This is a genomic window from Streptomyces sp. NPDC051218 (genome assembly GCF_044455475.1).
Lineage (GTDB): Bacteria > Actinomycetota > Actinomycetes > Streptomycetales > Streptomycetaceae > Streptomyces.
Genome location: NZ_JBITEU010000008.1, coordinates 80,706 through 98,019, shown reverse-complemented (window position 1 = coordinate 98,019; position 17,314 = coordinate 80,706). Strand labels below are relative to the sequence as shown.

The 17,314-nt window shown below is 69.7% G+C and carries 18 protein-coding genes; 8 read left to right on the top strand and 10 right to left on the bottom strand.

Going from position 1 to position 17,314, the window contains the following annotated elements; genetic code table 11:
* Positions 1–100 precede the first annotated feature (100 nt).
* The 5 genes from ACIBCK_RS23865 (at position 101) to ACIBCK_RS23845 (ending at position 5,127) form a co-directional block, all read left to right on the top strand.
* Positions 101–1,630: a DEAD/DEAH box helicase gene (locus ACIBCK_RS23865; RefSeq protein WP_399393298.1), complete on the top strand. Its 1,530-nt coding sequence runs from the start codon at positions 101–103 to the stop codon at positions 1,628–1,630.
* Positions 1,631–1,676: 46 nt separating this feature from the next.
* On the top strand, positions 1,677–2,255 hold the full coding sequence (locus tag ACIBCK_RS23860) for a TetR/AcrR family transcriptional regulator (protein ID WP_399393296.1): 579 nt from the start codon (positions 1,677–1,679) through the stop codon (positions 2,253–2,255).
* A gap of 117 nt (positions 2,256–2,372) precedes the next feature.
* Positions 2,373–3,155, top strand: a complete 783-nt coding sequence (locus ACIBCK_RS23855; RefSeq protein WP_399393294.1) for an oxidoreductase — start codon at positions 2,373–2,375, stop codon at positions 3,153–3,155.
* A gap of 128 nt (positions 3,156–3,283) precedes the next feature.
* Positions 3,284–3,853 (top strand): TetR/AcrR family transcriptional regulator, encoded by a 570-nt coding sequence (locus ACIBCK_RS23850; RefSeq protein WP_399393292.1) that lies wholly within the window; start codon positions 3,284–3,286, stop codon positions 3,851–3,853.
* Positions 3,854–3,930: 77 nt separating this feature from the next.
* Positions 3,931–5,127 (top strand): GDSL-type esterase/lipase family protein, encoded by a 1,197-nt coding sequence (locus tag ACIBCK_RS23845; RefSeq protein ID WP_399393290.1) that lies wholly within the window; start codon positions 3,931–3,933, stop codon positions 5,125–5,127.
* A gap of 45 nt (positions 5,128–5,172) precedes the next feature.
* Here the strand turns inward: ACIBCK_RS23845 and ACIBCK_RS23840 are convergent, their stop codons facing one another.
* Together ACIBCK_RS23840 and ACIBCK_RS23835 are read right to left on the bottom strand one after the other, a co-directional pair.
* Positions 5,173–5,907, bottom strand: coding sequence for an ankyrin repeat domain-containing protein (locus ACIBCK_RS23840; protein ID WP_399393289.1), 735 nt, complete (start codon positions 5,905–5,907; stop codon positions 5,173–5,175).
* Positions 5,908–6,018: 111 nt separating this feature from the next.
* A complete protein-coding gene (locus tag ACIBCK_RS23835) occupies positions 6,019–6,198 on the bottom strand; it encodes a hypothetical protein (protein WP_399393287.1) in 180 nt (59 codons plus the stop codon).
* A gap of 232 nt (positions 6,199–6,430) precedes the next feature.
* Between ACIBCK_RS23835 and ACIBCK_RS23830 the strand changes: the two genes are divergently transcribed.
* Positions 6,431–7,258 (top strand): endonuclease/exonuclease/phosphatase family protein, encoded by an 828-nt coding sequence (locus ACIBCK_RS23830; RefSeq protein ID WP_399393284.1) that lies wholly within the window; start codon positions 6,431–6,433, stop codon positions 7,256–7,258.
* A gap of 25 nt (positions 7,259–7,283) precedes the next feature.
* Here ACIBCK_RS23830 and ACIBCK_RS23825 read toward each other — a convergent pair whose 3' ends face one another.
* The 7 genes from ACIBCK_RS23825 to ACIBCK_RS23795 all read right to left on the bottom strand — a co-directional run bounded on the left by ACIBCK_RS23825 (position 7,284) and on the right by ACIBCK_RS23795 (position 13,916).
* Positions 7,284–8,291, bottom strand: coding sequence for a DMT family transporter (locus ACIBCK_RS23825; RefSeq protein WP_399393282.1), 1,008 nt, complete (start codon positions 8,289–8,291; stop codon positions 7,284–7,286).
* Positions 8,292–8,482: 191 nt separating this feature from the next.
* Positions 8,483–8,983: a hemerythrin domain-containing protein gene (locus ACIBCK_RS23820; RefSeq protein WP_399393280.1), complete on the bottom strand. Its 501-nt coding sequence runs from the start codon at positions 8,981–8,983 to the stop codon at positions 8,483–8,485.
* 176 nt (positions 8,984–9,159) lie between these two features.
* Complete coding sequence (locus tag ACIBCK_RS23815; protein ID WP_399393278.1) at positions 9,160–9,600, bottom strand: ATP-binding protein; 441 nt, start codon at positions 9,598–9,600, stop codon at positions 9,160–9,162.
* A 469-nt stretch (positions 9,601–10,069) separates the two neighbouring features.
* Positions 10,070–10,540, bottom strand: coding sequence for a peroxiredoxin (locus tag ACIBCK_RS23810; RefSeq protein WP_399393910.1), 471 nt, complete (start codon positions 10,538–10,540; stop codon positions 10,070–10,072).
* A gap of 940 nt (positions 10,541–11,480) precedes the next feature.
* Positions 11,481–12,323 (bottom strand): SigB/SigF/SigG family RNA polymerase sigma factor, encoded by an 843-nt coding sequence (locus ACIBCK_RS23805; RefSeq protein WP_399393276.1) that lies wholly within the window; start codon positions 12,321–12,323, stop codon positions 11,481–11,483.
* Positions 12,324–12,630: 307 nt separating this feature from the next.
* Positions 12,631–12,885, bottom strand: a complete 255-nt coding sequence (locus ACIBCK_RS23800) for a DUF5133 domain-containing protein (protein WP_399393274.1) — start codon at positions 12,883–12,885, stop codon at positions 12,631–12,633.
* Positions 12,886–12,977: 92 nt separating this feature from the next.
* Positions 12,978–13,916, bottom strand: coding sequence for a LysR family transcriptional regulator (locus tag ACIBCK_RS23795; RefSeq protein ID WP_399393272.1), 939 nt, complete (start codon positions 13,914–13,916; stop codon positions 12,978–12,980).
* A gap of 73 nt (positions 13,917–13,989) precedes the next feature.
* On the opposite strand from ACIBCK_RS23795, the gene ACIBCK_RS23790 reads away from it, so the two are divergent.
* Positions 13,990–14,871 carry an EamA family transporter gene (locus ACIBCK_RS23790; protein WP_399393271.1) on the top strand — a complete coding sequence of 294 codons (882 nt, stop codon included), beginning with the start codon at positions 13,990–13,992 and terminating at the stop codon, positions 14,869–14,871.
* 28 nt (positions 14,872–14,899) lie between these two features.
* Here ACIBCK_RS23790 and ACIBCK_RS23785 read toward each other — a convergent pair whose 3' ends face one another.
* Positions 14,900–15,808, bottom strand: a complete 909-nt coding sequence (locus ACIBCK_RS23785) for an RNA polymerase sigma factor SigF (RefSeq protein WP_399393270.1) — start codon at positions 15,806–15,808, stop codon at positions 14,900–14,902.
* A 308-nt stretch (positions 15,809–16,116) separates the two neighbouring features.
* On the opposite strand from ACIBCK_RS23785, the gene ACIBCK_RS23780 reads away from it, so the two are divergent.
* Positions 16,117–17,277 carry a PP2C family protein-serine/threonine phosphatase gene (locus tag ACIBCK_RS23780; RefSeq protein ID WP_399393268.1) on the top strand — a complete coding sequence of 387 codons (1,161 nt, stop codon included), beginning with the start codon at positions 16,117–16,119 and terminating at the stop codon, positions 17,275–17,277.
* The last annotated feature ends 37 nt before the right edge of the window (positions 17,278–17,314 follow it).

The window sequence follows — 17,314 nt, the reverse complement described above, 5'->3', positions numbered from 1 at the left end:
TGTACAGAAGTTTTTCTTTTATTCGGCTCGTGCTTGCAATTCGTTCGGTTGAAATCCACCGAGAATTCCTCGATGCGTGCCATATCGAGGAAGGTTCTCCATGAACCGTTCAGCTCGCACGAACGACCGCTATTCCAATCCCCGCAACAGCGGCGGCCCCCGCGGTGCCAACCCCCGCAAGGGCGGTGGCGGCCGCCCCGGCAACCGCCTCGGTGGCCAGGGACGCCGCCCCGCGGCGCCCCAGGGAGAGTTCGCCCTGCCGGTCACCATCACCCCGGGCCTGCCCGCGGCGGAGACCTTCGCCGAACTCGACATGCCGGCCCCGCTGTTGAAGACGCTCACCAGTCTTGACGTGACCGAGCCGTTCCCGATCCAGGCGGCCACGCTGCCGAACGCCCTCGCGGGACGTGACGTCCTGGGCCGTGGCCGCACCGGTTCCGGCAAGACCCTCGCCTTCGGGCTCCCGCTCCTCGTGCGCACCGCAGGTCAGCGCGCCGAGTCGAAGCGGCCCCTGGCCCTCGTCCTCGTTCCCACCCGGGAGCTCGCCCAGCAGGTCACCGAGGCACTCACCCCGTACGCCCGGTCGCTGAAGCTGCGGATCGCCACGGTGGTCGGCGGCATGTCGATCGGGCGGCAGGCCGGTGCGCTGCGCACCGGCGCCGAGGTCGTCGTCGCCACACCGGGACGCCTCAAGGACCTCATCGAGCGCAAGGACTGCCGCCTGGACCGGGTGAGCATCACCGTCCTCGACGAGGCCGACCAGATGGCTGACATGGGCTTCATGCCGCAGGTCACCGAACTGCTCGACCAGGTACGCCCCGACGGCCAGCGGATGCTGTTCTCCGCCACCCTCGACCGCAACGTCGACCTGCTGGTGCGCAGCTACCTGCACGACCCGGTGGTCCACTCCGTCGACCCTTCCAAGGGCGCGGTTACCACGATGGAGCACCACGAACTGCACGTGCACGGCGCCGACAAGATGGCGACCGCCACCGAGATCGCGGCCCGCGACGGCAGGGTGATCATGTTCCTGGACACCAAGCACGCCGTCGACCAGTTCACCAAGCACCTGATGGGCAGCGGCGTACGAGCCGCCGCGCTGCACGGCGGCAAGTCGCAGCCCCAGCGCACCCGCACCCTCGCCCAGTTCAAGACCGGCGCGGTGACGGTCCTGGTGGCCACGAACGTCGCGGCCCGCGGTATCCATGTCGACAACCTCGACCTGGTGGTCAACGTCGATCCGCCCATCGACCACAAGGACTACCTCCACCGCGGCGGCCGTACGGCGCGCGCGGGTGAGTCCGGCAGTGTCGTCACCCTCGTGACGCCCAACCAGCGCCGCGACATGAGCCGGCTGATGTCCGCCGCCGGGATCAGGCCGAAGGTCACCCAAGTGCGCTCCGGGGAAGCCGAGTTGAGCCGCATCACCGGTGCGCGGAAGCCCTCCGGTGTGCCGATCGCCGGCAGCGCGCCCAGCACTGAGCGCCCCAAGCGCGGTGGCGCCCCCTTCCGCGGGATGGGCACGCGGCCGGGCCAGCCCGGCCGTTCCGGGGGCGGCTCCCGCCGGACCACCGAGTCCCGCGAGATGGCGGAGGCCCGCAAGGCCGCCCGCGTGCGTCGCGCTGCCTGAGCTGAGTTCTTGACCCTCAGGTCAAGAACAGCCTAGGCTTCTGTTCATGGGAAGGCCGAAGCAGTTCGATCCGGACGCCGCCGTCGAGCGGGCCATGGACGTGTTCTGGCGCAAGGGGTATGCCGCCACCACGCCCCAGGACCTCGTGGACGCGCTCGGCATCGGCAAAGGCAGTCTCTACAACACCTTCGGCAGCAAACGCGCCCTGTTCGAACGGGCGTTGCGTCGCTATCGCGACAGTCAGGCCGCGGCTCTGATCGAGATGATCGAGGAGCCGGGGCCTGTGAAGGAGCGGGTGCGCGAGGCTCTGTGGCTGCTCGTCGAGATGGACCTCGCCGACCCGGACCGGCGCGGCTGCATGGCGGTGAACACCGCCGCGGAGCTGGCCGGGACGGATGAGGTGGCGGCCGATCTTGTCCGGCACATGCTGGACCGCACCGAGGAGGCGTTCTCCGTGCTGGTGGAGAAGGGGCAGCGGGCGGGGGAGATCGCCTCCGCCCGTGACGCACGTGCCGTCGGGAGTCTGCTGCTCGCCACGGTCGTCGGCCTGCGGCTGATGGCGCGGATCGCGGAAGGGCCGGAGCGTCTCGGCCGGGTGATCGACGCGACAGTCGACTCCCTCTGATCCTTTCCCTCCAGGCGGTACTGGGCCCGGCGCGTACCCAAGTTTTGTACCTGTAGGTCAATAAGTGCCAGTCAACAGGCGTAGGTCAACAACTGTGTGTGAAGGAGCTGGACAAGCATGAAGCTCGACCTCAACGGCAAGACCGCCGTCGTGACCGGTGCCAGCCGCGGGATCGGCCTGGCCACGGTCAGGGCGCTGATCGATGAGGGGGTGCGCGTCGTGGGCGCGGCCCGCACCATCACCCCCGAGCTCAAGGAGTCGGGAGCCTTTGCCGTATCGGCGGACCTCAGTACCCCGGAGGGGGTCGCCGAGCTCATGGATGGCGCCTTCGGCGAACTGGGCGGAGTCGACCTCCTGGTGAACAACGTCGGCGCGGGTGACGCCGTGGAGCCGGTCGGGTTTCTCGACACTGACGACGCGCAGTGGCAGGGCGTCTTCGACCTCAACCTGCTCAGCGCCGTCCGCGTCAGTCGCGCCGCGCTGTCGAGCCTGATCGAGCGCCGCGGCGCGATCGTCAACGTATCCTCCATCAACTCCCGCCTTCCGGCGGCCGGTCCGGTTGCCTACAGCGCGGCCAAGGCCGCGCTCACCTCGCTGGGCAAGTCGCTGGCCGAGGAGTTCGGGCCGCGGGGTGTCCGCGTCAACACCGTCTCGCCCGGCGTGGTGCGCACCGCCATCTGGGAGGACCCGGACGGTTTCGGCGGCAAGGTCGCGGCAGGCGCCGGGGCCGAGCACGGTGAGTTCCTCGCGCAGATCCCGACGGCGTTCAACATCACCAGCGGGCGGATCACCGAGCCCGGGGAAGTGGCATCGCTGATCACGTTCCTGCTCTCGGATGTGGCGGGCAACATCACCGGTGCGGATCACGTGATCGACGGGGGCACGGTCAAGACGGTCTGACGGCGTCGCTGCTTCCCTGCGATCGCCACCTGCGTACGCCTACCTGCGCCCGCTACCTGTATACCTCGCTGATTTGCCTAAAGGTATTAGGCAATTGCATAATCGGTTAGCCCGAGGAGAGGAAGGGCATGGTTCGCGCAGGACTGACCGCGGAGCGCCTGGCCAGGGCCGGGGCGGAGCTGGCCGACGAGGTCGGCTTCGAGCAGGTGACCGTATCGGCGCTCGCCAGGCGCTTCGACGTCAAGGTCGCGAGTCTCTACTCGCACCTGAAGAACTCACAGGACCTCAAGACACGCATCGCCCTCCTGTCCCTGGAGGAACTCGCCGACCGGGGCGCGGCCGCCCTAGCGGGACGGGCGGGGAAGGACGCACTGACCGCACTCGCGGACGTATACCGCGACTACGCCCGGGAGCACCCCGGGCGCTATGCCGCGGCCCAGCTGAGGCTCGACCCGGAGACGGCGGCCGCCAGCGCGGGCGTCAGACACGCGCAGATGACGCGGGCGATCCTGCGCGGCTACGACCTGACCGAGCCGGACCAGACCCATGCGGTCCGGATGCTGGGCAGCGTCTTCCACGGCTACGTCAGCCTGGAGATGACGGGGGGCTTCAGCCACAGCGCACCCGACTCGCAGGAGACGTGGGAGCGCATCCTGGACGCACTCGACGCACTGCTGCGGAACTGGCCCGCGTCCTGACCCCTCCCTGAGCGGCTCCTGACCCTGGCCCCTGCGGCTCCTTTACCACCCGGACATCTGATCAGCAGGCGGAGACCATGCACACCGAGCACGACTGGATCACCACACCCATCACCGCGGACATCCTGCGCGGCGCCCTCGACCTGGAGCACACTGCGCACGGCGTCCTGCCGCACCGGCTGCCCGCCAGAGCCCGCGCCCAGTGCGCCGACGGACAGCTGGCCATGGCGGAGTCCCAGCCCTCCGGCGTACGACTCGTCTTCCGCTCCCGGGCCACCGCAATCGAGCTGGACACGCTGCCCACCAAGCGCGACTACGTGGGCGCCCCGCCCCGCCCGGAGGGCTTGTACGACCTGCTCGTCGACGGCCGCCTGGCCGGCCAGTCCTCCGTGAGCGGCGGCAACATCCTGACCATCGACCTGACCACCGGGTCGACCGAGAGCCGGCCGGGGCCGGTCGGCACCCTCCGTTTCACCGAACTGCCCGACGGCGTCAAGGACATCGAGATCTGGCTGCCGCACAACGAGACCACCGAACTTGTCGCGCTGCGGACCGACGCGCCCACCGAGCCCGCGCCGGACCGGGGCCGCAAGGTGTGGCTGCACCACGGCAGTTCGATCAGTCATGGCTCCAACGCGGCGAGCCCCACCACCACTTGGCCCGCGCTCGCCGCGTCCCTCGGCGGGGTGGAGCTGATCAACCTCGGCCTTGGCGGCAGCGCGCTGCTCGACCCCTTCACCGCCCGCACCCTGCGGGACACCCCCGCCGACCTGATCAGCGTCAAGATCGGCATCAATCTGGTCAACGCCGACCTGATGCGGCTGCGCGCCTTCGGCCCCGCCGTTCACGGTTTCCTCGACACGATCCGTGAAGGCCACCCGAGCGTGCCGCTGTTGGTCCTCTCGCCCGTCCTGTGCCCCATGCACGAGGACACGCCCGGCCCCAGCGCGCCGGACTTCGGCGACCTCGGCTCCGGACGGCTGCAGTTCCGCGCCATGGGGGATCCGGCGGAGCGCGCGAGCGGGAAGCTGACGCTGGGCGTCATCCGCGAGGAGTTGGCCCGGATCGTGGAGCAGCGGGCGGCCGAGGACCCCAACCTGCACTACCTCGACGGCCGTGAGCTGTACGGGGATGCGGACACCGCCGAGCTTCCGCTGCCGGACCAGATCCACCCGGACGCCGCCACCCATCGTCGTATGGGCGAACGCTTCGCCAAGCTGGCCTTCGCGGCCGACGGGGCGTTCGGCGCGACCGTGGGCAGCCGAGGGGCGTGAGCCGCCGATCGCGCTGAGGCCCGCACCGCGCCGCATTGCAGGGGTTCACCCCAAGTCGGCGCGCCCCTTGGCCCCTTGGGCCACCAGCCACTGGACGACGTCGTCGGCCTCTTGCGTGCGGGCGATGTCGAGGGGCGTCATGTCGTCGTAACCGATCCAGTTCACCTCGGCGCCCTGCTGCAACAGGAGCTTGGCAACGGTGAGTTGGCCGCCGTGGCAGGCGCCCCAGAATGCGCTGGTGAGCGCGGAACCGGTGGGCGATTCCGACGCGGCGAGGAAAGCCTCCACCTGGTCGAGCAGGCCAAGGGTCGCGGCATCCTGCAGGTCCGCTCGGGCGCCGTGCTCCAGCAGGCGCCGCGCCGCCCGCCACTGGCCGAAGCCCCGCGCGTCGGCGAGCGGGGTGCCGCCACCGATGACGGCTCCCTGCGCCTCGATGTCGGCGCCCGCGGCGATGAGCGCGTCCAGCGCGGTGACGTCGTCGTTGCTGGCGGCCCAGTGCAGCGGAGTCTCGTCGTGGGCGCCGACGAAACGGGCGTTGGGGTCGGCGCCCGCGGCGACGAGGGCGGCGATGACCTCCTCGCCGCGGGGGTAGTGGCCGGGCCAGTCGGTGGCGATATGGAGAAGGCTGCGCCGGCCCGCGGCGGGACCGTCCTGGCTGATCAGGCTGGTGGCCAGCGTGGGCCGGTCGGCCAGGAGCTGACGCAGCACGCGGACGTCACCCTTCCGGATCGCCTCGGTCACCGAAACTGCCAGTGGATCCAGGGAGTTGAGAATCTCCATGAGGGGTGGCCTCCTGCTCGATCGGCTTGATCCAGACCTATTGACGGCAGGTCTGGACCACTCTACGGGCCCCCGCGCCGTGCACGTCTTTCCGGAGGCATCCGGTGGCTGTCAGGTGGGCCTGGGGGAGCCGAGGATCGTCGTGTCCAGGGGGCCCAGGGTGACGACCGACTCGGAGACGCCGGAGGTCCAGACGGTGTCGCATATGGTGCAGGTGAAGCGGTTGGAGAGGCCGTCCGTGTGGCGGCCGCAGCTCGGGCACTGCTCCGTGGTGAAATACGCGTCTGCCATGGCTGGTCACCTGTCACTAGGCTTTCCAGGGCGAGTTCGCCGGACGGCGGAAATGAAACCTGCCGGCCGTGCCGAGGCGGGGCAGGGGTCGCCCGAAGAGACTGGTGATAGTGCTGAAGCAGGTGTTGCCGTCGAGCGCGTCCCATAATCTCGTGTGTGGAGACGTCTAACCTCTTGTGTGGAGACGTCAGATGCCCTGTGCATCCACACTGAGGAGGCGATGGTGCTCGGAATGAGCACGCGGTTGCTCGCGGGCGCCATGACCGTGGCCTGCATGGTGTTCGTCGGCCCCAGCGCGCCGAGCGACGCACTCTTCGACAGGTCGCATCCCGTCGATGCCGTCAAGGACGTCGTACCGAACCGGGTCATGACGTGGAACATCTGCAACCCCTGCGAAGAGAGCGACGTCGACCGGGCCGAGGAGATCGCCAGGTACGCGCCCCAGGTCATCGGTCTGCAAGAAGCGTGTGTGGGGGACGTCGAGAGGATCCGGGAGTATCTGGAGTACCTGCACGGGCTTGTCTACCACGTCGAGTACGGCTCGGTGCTGACCAGTTGGGGCCGCTGCGGGGGAGTGCCGTGGAGCCCTGGCGGCTTCGGGCAGGCGATCCTGTCGGCGGCACCGATGACGGACCGGGTGAACGTGGAGTATCCCGACGGCGGATCCGAGGACCGTGGGTACATGGCGGTCACCACGAAGGTGGGCGGCCGGTCCATCCGGGTCTTCAACACGCACCTCGCCCAGCGGCAGCAAGAAGAGGTCCGAGCGAAACAGGCCGGGGTACTCGCCACAGCGGTCGCCCGGCACGGCCGCGCGATCGTCCTCGGCGACTTCAATGCCGTGCCCGAGGCTCCCGAACTCACCCCGGTATGGGAACTGGCCTCGGATACGGACCCGCAGTGCCGGCCCACGCTCGCAGGCACCTGCGAGACGACCACCGACTGGCAAGCCAAGTTCGACTACGTCTTCCTGCGAGGCATCACCGCGCGCGGGCACCGCGTGGAACCCACCGCGTACTCGGACCACGACCTGCTGTACACCGACCTGGACACGTCCTGATCGCACCGGGGCCTCGGTCGGCTCGTCAACGCGGGCGGGTCGAACCGCGCTTGACCGTCCCTGTCTCGGTGGGCATCGAGCTGCTGGAAGCCACGACTCGGCCCGTCCGGGTACCCGAGAGCGCCGCGAGCGCCACCGCCGCCAAGGCGAGAGCGGCGCCCGCGACGGTGGCCGTCGTGACCTGCGTATCACCGTGCGGGAGCAGTAGGTCGAGGGTGAGCGAGCCGACCAACTGGCCGGTGATCGTGCACAGTCCGAGCAGCAGGACGCCGAGCTTCTGGACCGTGGCGACCGCGATGGTGATGAAGGAGATCCCGACCAGGCCGCCGAGATAGAGGTACGGCTCGGTCGGCAGACCGGCCGGAACGCCGACGGCCACGGCATGCACCAGGAAGATCACGCTCAACGCGCCTGTGCCGGCGACGAAGTTGAAGAACGTCCCCGTGTACGCCGACCCGGCGGCGTTCTTCACATGTCCGTTCACCGCCTGCTGCCAACTCACGCACACGCCCGCCACCAGCGGCAGCAACAGCATCAAGTAAGGGAATCCGCCGCCCAGTTTGTCCGCCATCGACAGGCCCACGGCGGCGAGCACGAGCACCGCGCCGACGACCCTGCGCCGCGTGGGCCGCTGCGGTCCGGCAGGACCGAGTCCCATCCGATCGAAGAGCATGCCGCCGGTGACCTGGCCCGCGACGATCGCGACCGTGAACAGCGCGACTCCGAGCGCTCCGACGGTCAGCCCCTGCGCGAGCAGGAAGGCCGCCCCTCCGAAGCCGCCGAGGACCTGCCACCACTTGAGCCGCCTGTGGCGTACGTCCGCGAGCACCAGGCCGACTCCGCGGCGCGGCGCGCGGAGCACGAGGAGCCCGAGGCTCAGCACCACGAACCCCGACCCGAACGAGATCACCGCGGCTGCGAACCCGTCGCCCCCGAGCCCGGCGGCGAGCTCTCCGGTGATACGCGCTTGGAGGGATATCAGGGTGCCGGAGAAGACAGCGAGGAGCAGCCAGGGGGCTGCGGCGGCGGGCATGTGCGTACTACCTCGGGGCGTGGGCGTGGGCGTGGGCAGGGGCGGGAGTGGGGGAGTGCCCCGGCGGCTCCTGGTAAATGGCGGCCGGGCCCGTACCTCTCCTACTGATCAGTTCCTTTTTAACTGATCAGCCCATCGTCGGACAGGTCGGGCCGGATGGCGAGACAGCCCGGGAGTGACTCCCCGGCCGATCAGTCCTTCACGATGCGCCGGACGTTCTCGATGCTTCCGCAGTCCGCCTTGAGGTGCTTGTCGCGTTCCCTCGTGAAAGCGGTGCCCAATTCCTCGCGGCGGTCCATGGCCACGTTCTCGCGTGCGCCGTTCAAGATCGTCCGCTCCTCCTCGTCGGTGTGGTGGGTCACCGCCTCGACGAGTTTCTCCAGCTTCTCGTCCCAGTCGTCGGAGCCGACGTCGTCCACTTCGAGGAGGGCGAGCAGTGCCTCGTTGCCCTCTTCGTGTTCCTCGACACCGTGTTCGACCTCTTCGTTGTCGATGTCCCGGTAGCGCCTGAGGGCGGGGTAGACCTCGGCCTCTTCCGCGAGAGCGTGCGCGATGAGCAGGTCGGCGAACTTTTTCAGGGCCTCCGCGCGTTCGGCCTCCACGCTGCGCATGTCGCGGAACAGGTCCTCCATCCGCCGGTGATCATCGAGGATCAGCTCGACGACGTCCGTTGCCGTTGCCTTGTCCGGCATGTCGGGGCTCCTTCTCAGCAGGGGGCAGAGGGGTCACCGCACGTGAGCGGCTTCGTGGCGAGCGACTTCGTACAGATACCTAGCGCGCTCGCTCGCTCACGAGGTGCCTCGTGTACCCGGCCGCCGCGTGTGTCACTCCTGCGGCGCAGTGGGGGTGTGCGGGGGCTGAGGAAAGATCACCGAGAGCTGTGGGGGGAGCCGGTCCCATGGACGCCGGAGGCCGGTTCACCGGCCAGGGCGATGTGGGCCGTGACGCGTTTGCCTGCCGGTTCGAGGTGGACGTGGAAATTCTGGGCGACGGCCTTGACGATCTCCAGGCCGTGCCCGCCGATCCTGTGCGGGTCCTCGGGGCGGGCGACGGGGCTGGCGCGGGCGCTGTCGTGGACGGTCACCGCCACCGTCGAATCCACGATGCGCAGCTCCATCAGCATCGGCCCGGGAGCGTACTTGCGGGCGTTCGTGACCAGCTCGCTGACCACCAGCTGCGTCAGATCCATCGCGCGGGCGGAGACGGCTACGTCCTGGTCCGCCTGGGCGCGGGTGAGGAAGTCGAGGGCGAGGTGACGTGCTTCCGCGATGGAGGAGTCCCCGTCGTTCAAGGGGACGGCAACAGCCATGGGATGAGCTGCCGACGACCCCTCGCTGCCCCTACCGGCTGACTCCATTCCCTCTCCACCTTCGTCCCCGCGTCCCCGTTTCTGCCCACCTACCCTGCTGGACGCGACGCATTCTGCTCCGGCCCGGATCGATGATCCGTTCGAGCGTGACGGTCCGTCCGAGGCATCGGGCAGACCGTCGGCGCATGCTCGGGGCCCGCGCCGCACCAGCGAGTGCAGTCGAGAACATGGTGACAGACACGCGGCAAGGAAACCTGGCTCTTGAAACCGAACCCGTCGCAAGGGCCATACGACCGCTGGTACGGCGGTCTGCCTGGCGTGGTCGGGCGACCTGGCCCGAGGGGGGCCGGGCGACCCTGCCTCAGTGGCCCGGTCGACCTACCCCAGTGGAGCAGGTCTCCCCCTCACCCCACGGCTCAGGGGCGAAGGGACTCCGTTATCACGTCGGACCGCCGACAGTGGGATCGTCCTACCCGGTGCTCCGACCGGCGCCGGCGGATCGCAGCGCCGCCAGTGCCCTGTCCGCGTGCGTGCTCATCCGGAATTCGCTGCGGACCACTTCGAGCACACGCCGGTCCGGTCCGATGACGAAGGTGGCCCGCTTGGTCGGCAGGGGGCCGAAGCCGCGTGCCACGCCGAACCGGCCGCGCACGACGCCTTCCGGATCGGACAGCAGCGGGAACCCGAACGTGTGCAGCCCCGCGAACTCGCGCTGGCGCTCGACGGCGTCCGAGCTGATGCCCACCGGCCGGGCGTCGACCGCGGCGAACTCGGCTGCCAGGTCCCGGAAGTGGCACGCCTGGGCGGTGCAGCCGGGGGTCATCGCCGCCGGGTAGAAGAAGACCACCACCGGGCCTTCGGACAGGAGCCCCGAGAGGGTCGTGGGGGTACCCGTCTCGTCGGGCAGGGTGAAGTCCTCGACGAGGGAGCCGACTTGCACGCGGGTCACCGCTGAGCTCCTTGGCAGGGGTGGAGGCGGGCGGGCTTGAACATGAGGCTCCTGACGGCTCGGCATCGCGTGGTCAGCGTGGGACGCGATACTACTCGGCGGTAAGAAGCCGCGCGTCCGGCTTGGTTCATGCTCGGGGAGCGGACGGGGACGCGGGCGATGGCGAGAGTGGGGGCGGGGGCTTGCGGCGGATGGCGGGTAGCGGCTGAGGGGCTGGCGGCTGCCTGGCCGATGGCCGCCAGATCGCCGTCTCGCCCCTTCGCCGTTTCGCCGTCTGGCGGTTTCGCGGTCTCGCCGTCTGGCGCCCCGGCTGACGGCCGCCGTCTCGCCGTCTCGCCGTCTGGCCGTCTGGCCGTCCGGCGGTCTCGCGGTCCGGCGGTCTCGCGGTCTGGCCGTCTCGCCGTCGGGCGGGCTTGCGGTCTGGCCGTTCGGCGGTCTCGCGGTCTGGCCGTTTTGCCGTCGGGCGGGCTTGCGGTCTGGCCGTTCGGCGGTCTGGCGGTCTCGCCGTCTGGCGCCCTGGCGGTCTGGCCGTTTCGCAGTCGGGCGGGCTTGCGGGCTTGCGGTCTCGCGGTGTCGCCGTCGGGCGGCCTCGCGGTGTCGCCGTCTGGCGGTCTGGCGGTGTCGCCATCGGGCGGCCTCGCGGTGTCGCCGTCTGGCGGTCTGGCGGTGTCGCCATCGGGCGGCCTCGCGGTGTCGCCGTCTGGCGGTCTGGCGGTCTGGCGGTCTCGCCGCCTCGCCGCCTCGCGGTCTCGCCGTCTCGCGCCCGAGCTTCACCGCCCCACATCGGCGGCCCCCAGTTCGCAACCCTAGGAGCGGCGCGACCCCCGGAGCGCCGGCGCGGACTCCGCACCCCTAGTCATCTGAGCCCCTGGGGCGGCCCTGGCGCCCCAGGGGCTCGGCGCGGGTAGCGCACTTCACGTGCGGCCCGCGGTCACGCCGCCTGCGCGTGTCCGACGCCGTCCTCGCCGCGGACGGCCTCCGCGCGCACGCGGGCGCAGCTGGTGGTGATGAGGCGGGAGACGTGCATCTGTGAGATGCCGAGCTCCTCAGCGATCTTGCTCTGCGTCATGTCCTCGAAGAAGCGCAGGTACAGGATGGTCCGTTCACGCTCAGGCAGGCGCCGCAGGCCGGTCTTGGCGGCCTCGCGGTCGGTGATGCAGTCGTAGGCGGGGTCGGTCGCACCGAGGGTGTCGGCCAGGCTGAACCCATCGGGGTCGGCGGAGATCTCGGCGTCCAGCGAAAGGGCGCTGTAGCTCGTCATGGCCTCCATCCCCTCGCGGACCTCGTCCTCGGTCAGCCCCGCATGCTCGGCGATGTGCGCGATGCCGGGTTCGGCGTCGCTGCCCGGCCGGTCCATGAGTTCGCGCCGCACGACCCGGACCTTGTTGCGCAGGTCCTGGACTCGACGGGGAACCCGGACGTCCCACATACGGTCGCGGAAGTGCCGACGCAGTTCCCCGGTGATGGTGGGCACGGCATAGCTCTCGAAGGCCCCGCGCTCGGGCTCGTACCGGTTGACCGCCTTGATCAGACCCATCGCGGCAACCTGCCGCAGGTCTTCGAGGTTCTCGCCCTTGTTGCGGAAACGGCTCGCCAGTCGGTGTGCCATGGGCAGCCAGGCCGTCACGATCTCTTCGCAGAGCAGGTCGTACTCGGGTCCGCCATCGAGGGTGGCCAGGCGCACGAACGCCGCCTCGGTGTCGGGAGCGTCCTCGTGGAGGTGCCGGGTTCCCGTGCGACGGCGGGCGGAGGGTGCGGCGAGATCGGTAAGCATAAGGAAACGCTCCTCAGCGGTGGGCGAACAGGTGACCGCGGAGGAACGGGAGGGCCCGGAGCCGGACGTCCGACGGGAGTAGGCATACCGCTCCCCGCGAATGCGCCTCCGGTCCGAAGCACGAACTCCGCCTGCCCCCGGACTCGGAGGGGAAACAACCACCAGCTGGACGCGTTGCGTTGAGAGCCATGCGTCATAGGACTCCAAGCCGCGTCGAGCGGCCGCACGGGGGTGCGGCCGCTCGATGGAATTCCGGGCGGGGCCGGGTGTCATGGCGTCAGGTCCGGGGGGAGAGAGCCGCCCGCGGCTACCCGTGGTGCGTCAGCGGGGTGTTTTCGCCGGACAGCAAGGAGTCGTCCGCGGGCCGGGCGCCGGGCAGTTGATGGCTCGCGGCCACCAGGGCGGCGTCGATGTCGCTGGTGCCGGTGGCCAAGCAGAGGCTGTAGGCGACGTCTGCGTACTCCTGGCGGCTCTCGGCGCTTCCCTGGTCGGCTCGCAGTACGGCCAGGGCCTTGTAGCGTTCCACCAGGTCTTCCAGGACCACGGGGTGTGCCAGCAGCATGAGCATCCTCTCTCGGGGGTTGCGGTGTGACCATCGCCTCGCCCGTCTGCCCGTGGCGGAACTGACCAATCCGCGGTGCGGTGAGGCGAGGATCACTTCGGACGGGATCCCGCTGACGCCTCTGCGTGAGCCGACGCGGCGTCACGCAGGGCGCGCAGTCCGGCAGCCACCAGAGGGTGTGCCGCGCTGCCGCGCCGCACGGCGGTCAGGAAGCGCCGCGTGGGAACGGGCCCGCCGAGCAGCGGTACCCGTACGACGGCGTGTTGGGGGAGCGGCACGATCCCTGGCATGAGACAGATGCCGAACCCCGCGGCCACGAACGAGGAGACCGCGTACCACTCCTTGACCTGATGGGTGACGCGGGGAGTGAAGCCGGCCGCCGTGCACGCCGCCATCACCAGCGGGTAGGTGTCGTTGTTCGCCTTCTTCACGATCCACGACTCCCCGGCGGCTTCCGCGAGTTCGACTCCTGCGGGCCTGGCGAGCCGGTGCCCCTCGGGGACCAGCAGATCCTGGCGGTCCGTCAGCAGCGGCGCCTGCTCGAAGCGGGCGTCCGTTACGGGCGGCGCGTCGGGGCCGGGCAGTACGAGGGCCACGTCGGCTTCCTCAGCGAGCAGCATCCGGTAGCACTCGGCGCTCTCTTCCTCGACGGCCAGCGTCTCCACCTGGGGATGGGTCTCCCGGAGCAGGGCGGCGGCCGGAGCGCCGAGCGCGGACAGTGCCGATGACACTCCGCACATCCGCAGCGTGCCCCGCACCCCCTGGGTGCCGGCAGCCTGCTGGGCCAACTCGGCCTGGGCCGCTTCCCATTGAACCCGCAGCGCGCCGGTGTGCCGCAGAACGATGTGCGCGGCCGGTGTCAGACGGACCCGCCGTCCCTCGGGGCTCAGCAGCTCCACTCCCAGATCGCGGGCCAGCAGCCGCAGTTGCTGGGAGACGGCCGAGGGGGTCAGGTGCAGGGCCGCGGCGGTCGCGGTGACCGTGCCGTGCTCGGCGAGCGCCTGAAGGACGTGGAGCCGGTGGTCGATCATGCAGGCAAGCCTAAACGGTCGTGTGCAAATTCATTTGCTGGACGTGCACGGTCTCGGTCCTGAGCCTGGACGCATGACGAAGTTTCCCGCCCCCGCGCTGATGCTCGGCAGCGTGCTGAGCCTCCAGTTCGGGCAGGCCCTGGGCAAGCAACTCGCCGATGCCGTCGGCGCGCCAGGAGCCGTGGCCATGCGCCTCGGCCTCGCCGCGGTGCTCATGCTGGTCCTGTACCGACCGTCGTTGCCGCACACCCGTACGGACGTGGCCCTGATCCTCGGCTTCGGTACGGCCATCGCCGGGATGAACCTGATCTACCCCGCGCTGCTCCTGCTGCCGCTGGGGCTTGCCAGTGCCCTCCAGCTCCTCGGCCCGATCACCCTGGCGGTGCTGACCTCACGCCGTTGGCGCGACGCGGGCTGCGCCGTCCTGGCTGGATGCGGGGTGTGCCTCTTCCACGTCCCCCACGGCGCGGGGTTTCCGCTCCCCGGCGTGCTGCTCGCGCTGGCCGCGGGGGCGTCGATGGCCGCCTACCTTCTCCTGAGCAAGAAGGCGGGAGCCCGGAGCGTGGGAGGCGGTTCGCTGGCCCTGGCGGTGAGTTGGGCGGCCGTGCTGACGCTCCCGCTGGGTGTGGCCGACGCGGGGACCGAACTGCTCACCCCTCGCATCCTGCTGCTGGGAGTCGCACTCGCCGTGCTCTCGGCCGTCATCCCGTACTCCTTGGAGCTGGCGGCTCTGCGGCGGCTGCCCGTCCGCACGGTGAGCGTCCTGACCAGTCTGGAGCCGGCGAGCGCGGGGCTGGCGGGCGTACTGGTCCTGGGCGAGGACCTGGGCATCGTGCAGTGGTTGGCGCTGGTGTGCGTGGGAGCGGCGAGCGCCGGGGTGGTGGCCCCACGGAAGACGCCCGTCGGCGCTCGGCGTGAACGTCGACGCGCGTCAAAGGCCTCGGGGCGTCCTTGACGCCCCGAGGCCCACACGGAGGAGAGCGTCAGGCCAGCATCCCCCTGCGGAGCTTGGTGAGGGTGCCGGTGAGCAGACGGGAGATGTGCATCTGGGAGACGCCGAGTTCGGAGCCGATCTGCGACTGGGTCATCTCCTGGCCGAAGCGCAGTTCGAGGATGCGGCGCTCCCGCTCGTCGAGTCCGTCGAGGAGTGGTGCCAGGGTGTGCAGATTCTCGACGGCTTCCATGGCCGGGTCCGGTCCGCCCATCACATCGGCCAGGGTGCGCGTCGGCGTGGCCGCGCTCTCACCACCGTCCGTGGGCGCCTCCAGGGAACCCGCGGTATAGCCGTTCGAGGCGACGAGGCCTTCGTTGACCTCTTCTTCGGTGATGGAGAGGTAATCGGCGAGTTCCTTGACGGTCGGGTCATGGTCCAGATGCGCGGAGAGCTGCTCCTTGGCCTTGGCCAGCTCCACGCGCAACTCCTGGAGCCTGCGCGGCACATGCACGGCCCAGGTGGTGTCACGGAAGAACCGCTTGATCTCGCCGAGGATGTACGGCACGGCGAAAGTGGCGAACTCGACCTCGCGACTGAGGTCGAACCGGTCGATCGCCTTGATGAGGCCGATGGTGCCGACCTGGATGATCTCCTCCATGTCGCCGTTGCCGCGGTTGCGGAACCGGCGGGCCGCGAACTGCACGAGCGTGAGGTTCATCTCGATAAGGGTGTTACGTGCGTATTGGTACTCGTGCGTGCCCTCTTCCAGGGTCTGAAGCCGGTCGAAGAACAGCTTCGAAAGGGCTCGGGCATCCTTCGGGGCAATCTTGTCGGTGTCCTCGATCCACGGCAGCTCGCCCTCGACGGCGGACACCTCACCCAAGGCCGGCGTCTCGCCCGGGCCAGGCGTCTCGTCGTTTCGTACGGTCTCGGCAGCCGATTCAGAGATCAGTGACATGTTTCTAACTCCCCTGGTCTACGAAGCTTCCTCGTACCGCCCCTGCCCCGGCTGGGGAGAGGCATGTGCGTTGACCCAATTTTTCTTGCTGTGGGGAAATAGTTGTCCCCGTGCATCGTACGATGTTGGAGGTTGCCCGGCGTTCGGCCAGGCAGTCGCCCAGACCTGACAGTCCCAGCCACCGGAGTGACTCATCGGGCGCGCCGTGTTGGACTGAGTGCACGCCCCCAAACGCCGAAGGCCGACGGACGGGGATGTGCTGTCGGCTGGGTCCTCAATTCGGCGTGGCTTAGTGAGAAGCAGGAAACGTGGACAGATTCGCTGTCGTCGAGCGGGCGCTGCGCAGTGCGGCGCCCCATGCGCTGCTCGATGTCGTGACGGGGGCGTTGCGGGAGCAGTACGGGGTCGAGAGTGTGGAACTGCGGCTCGCCGACTACGGCTTGACGACTCTCCAGATGGTGGAGGACGTGCCGTTCACCACCGAGTCGGTGCCCATCCACGCCAGTCCGCAGGGCAGGGCCTTCGGTGCGCAGGAACCGCGCGTCGAGTCGGTGGTGGCGGGCACGGCGACCATCCATCTGCCGGTGACCGTCCGGGGCGACCGGATGGGTGTACTGACCCTCACCATTCCTGAGGCGCGCTTCGAACAGGCCGACCTGCCGGAGATGCAGCGCATCTGCGAGGCGCTGGGCCACGAGATCCGGGTCGCCGAACGCGACACCGATCTGTACCTTCTCGCACGCAGGGCTGTCCGTCTCACACTCGCCGCCGAGATGCAGTGGCAGTTGCTGCCGGGCCGCTCCGTGTCGCGTCCGGAGTTCCAGTTGGGCGCACATCTGGAACCGGCGTACGCGATCTTCGGCGACAACTTCGACTGGTCGGTCTCGCCGCGCCACCTCACGCTCACCGTGACCAACGGCATGGGCCAGGGGATGGAGGCGGCGCTGCTCACCAACCTCGTGGTGAACGCGCTGCGCAACGCACGCCGCGCCGGCCTCGATCTTCCGGGTCAGGCGAGCCTCGCCGACCAGGCCGTGTACGCGCAGTACCGGGGCGAGTTGCACGCCTCCGTCCTGCTGCTGCGCTTCGATCTCGCCACCGGCGAGGTGGAGGCCGTCGACGCCGGATCGCCCCGCATGTGGAGGTACCGCGGGCGGACGGTCGAGTCCGTCGACTTCGACGCGCAGCTCCCCCTGGGGATGTTCGAGGAGACCGTCTATGTCTCGGAACGCCTGCGACTGGAACCGGGCGACCGCATCCTGGTGGGCAGCGACGGGGTCTACGACAGTGTGTCGAAGGCGGGGGAGCGGTACGGGGAGCGGGCGCTTGCCAGGTCCCTGTCGGCGCATCGTCTGCTGCCGGCGTCGCAGGTGCCGCAGGCGGTGCTGCGCGATCTCGGTGAGTACCGTGGTTCGCTGCCGTTGGACGATGACGCTCTCGTGGTCTGCCTCGACTGGTTCGGACGGTAGCCGAGGGTAGGGGCGAGGCCTGAGCAGAAGTCGAAGG

What these genes read in the sequence shown, in the direction of transcription:
- ACIBCK_RS23865 (WP_399393298.1), top strand. Translation starts at nt 101, where the DNA reads ATGAACCGTTCAGCTCGCACGAACGACCGCTATTCCAATCCCCGCAAC.
- ACIBCK_RS23860 (WP_399393296.1), top strand. Translation starts at nt 1,677, where the DNA reads ATGGGAAGGCCGAAGCAGTTCGATCCGGACGCCGCCGTCGAGCGGGCC.
- ACIBCK_RS23855 (WP_399393294.1), top strand. Translation starts at nt 2,373, where the DNA reads ATGAAGCTCGACCTCAACGGCAAGACCGCCGTCGTGACCGGTGCCAGC.
- ACIBCK_RS23850 (WP_399393292.1), top strand. Translation starts at nt 3,284, where the DNA reads ATGGTTCGCGCAGGACTGACCGCGGAGCGCCTGGCCAGGGCCGGGGCG.
- ACIBCK_RS23845 (WP_399393290.1), top strand. Translation starts at nt 3,931, where the DNA reads ATGCACACCGAGCACGACTGGATCACCACACCCATCACCGCGGACATC.
- ACIBCK_RS23840 (WP_399393289.1), bottom strand. Translation starts at nt 5,907, where the DNA reads ATGGAGATTCTCAACTCCCTGGATCCACTGGCAGTTTCGGTGACCGAG.
- ACIBCK_RS23835 (WP_399393287.1), bottom strand. Translation starts at nt 6,198, where the DNA reads ATGGCAGACGCGTATTTCACCACGGAGCAGTGCCCGAGCTGCGGCCGC.
- ACIBCK_RS23830 (WP_399393284.1), top strand. Translation starts at nt 6,431, where the DNA reads ATGAGCACGCGGTTGCTCGCGGGCGCCATGACCGTGGCCTGCATGGTG.
- ACIBCK_RS23825 (WP_399393282.1), bottom strand. Translation starts at nt 8,291, where the DNA reads ATGCCCGCCGCCGCAGCCCCCTGGCTGCTCCTCGCTGTCTTCTCCGGC.
- ACIBCK_RS23820 (WP_399393280.1), bottom strand. Translation starts at nt 8,983, where the DNA reads ATGCCGGACAAGGCAACGGCAACGGACGTCGTCGAGCTGATCCTCGAT.
- ACIBCK_RS23815 (WP_399393278.1), bottom strand. Translation starts at nt 9,600, where the DNA reads ATGGCTGTTGCCGTCCCCTTGAACGACGGGGACTCCTCCATCGCGGAA.
- ACIBCK_RS23805 (WP_399393276.1), bottom strand. Translation starts at nt 12,323, where the DNA reads ATGCTTACCGATCTCGCCGCACCCTCCGCCCGCCGTCGCACGGGAACC.
- ACIBCK_RS23800 (WP_399393274.1), bottom strand. Translation starts at nt 12,885, where the DNA reads ATGCTGCTGGCACACCCCGTGGTCCTGGAAGACCTGGTGGAACGCTAC.
- ACIBCK_RS23795 (WP_399393272.1), bottom strand. Translation starts at nt 13,916, where the DNA reads ATGATCGACCACCGGCTCCACGTCCTTCAGGCGCTCGCCGAGCACGGC.
- ACIBCK_RS23790 (WP_399393271.1), top strand. Translation starts at nt 13,990, where the DNA reads ATGACGAAGTTTCCCGCCCCCGCGCTGATGCTCGGCAGCGTGCTGAGC.
- ACIBCK_RS23785 (WP_399393270.1), bottom strand. Translation starts at nt 15,808, where the DNA reads ATGTCACTGATCTCTGAATCGGCTGCCGAGACCGTACGAAACGACGAG.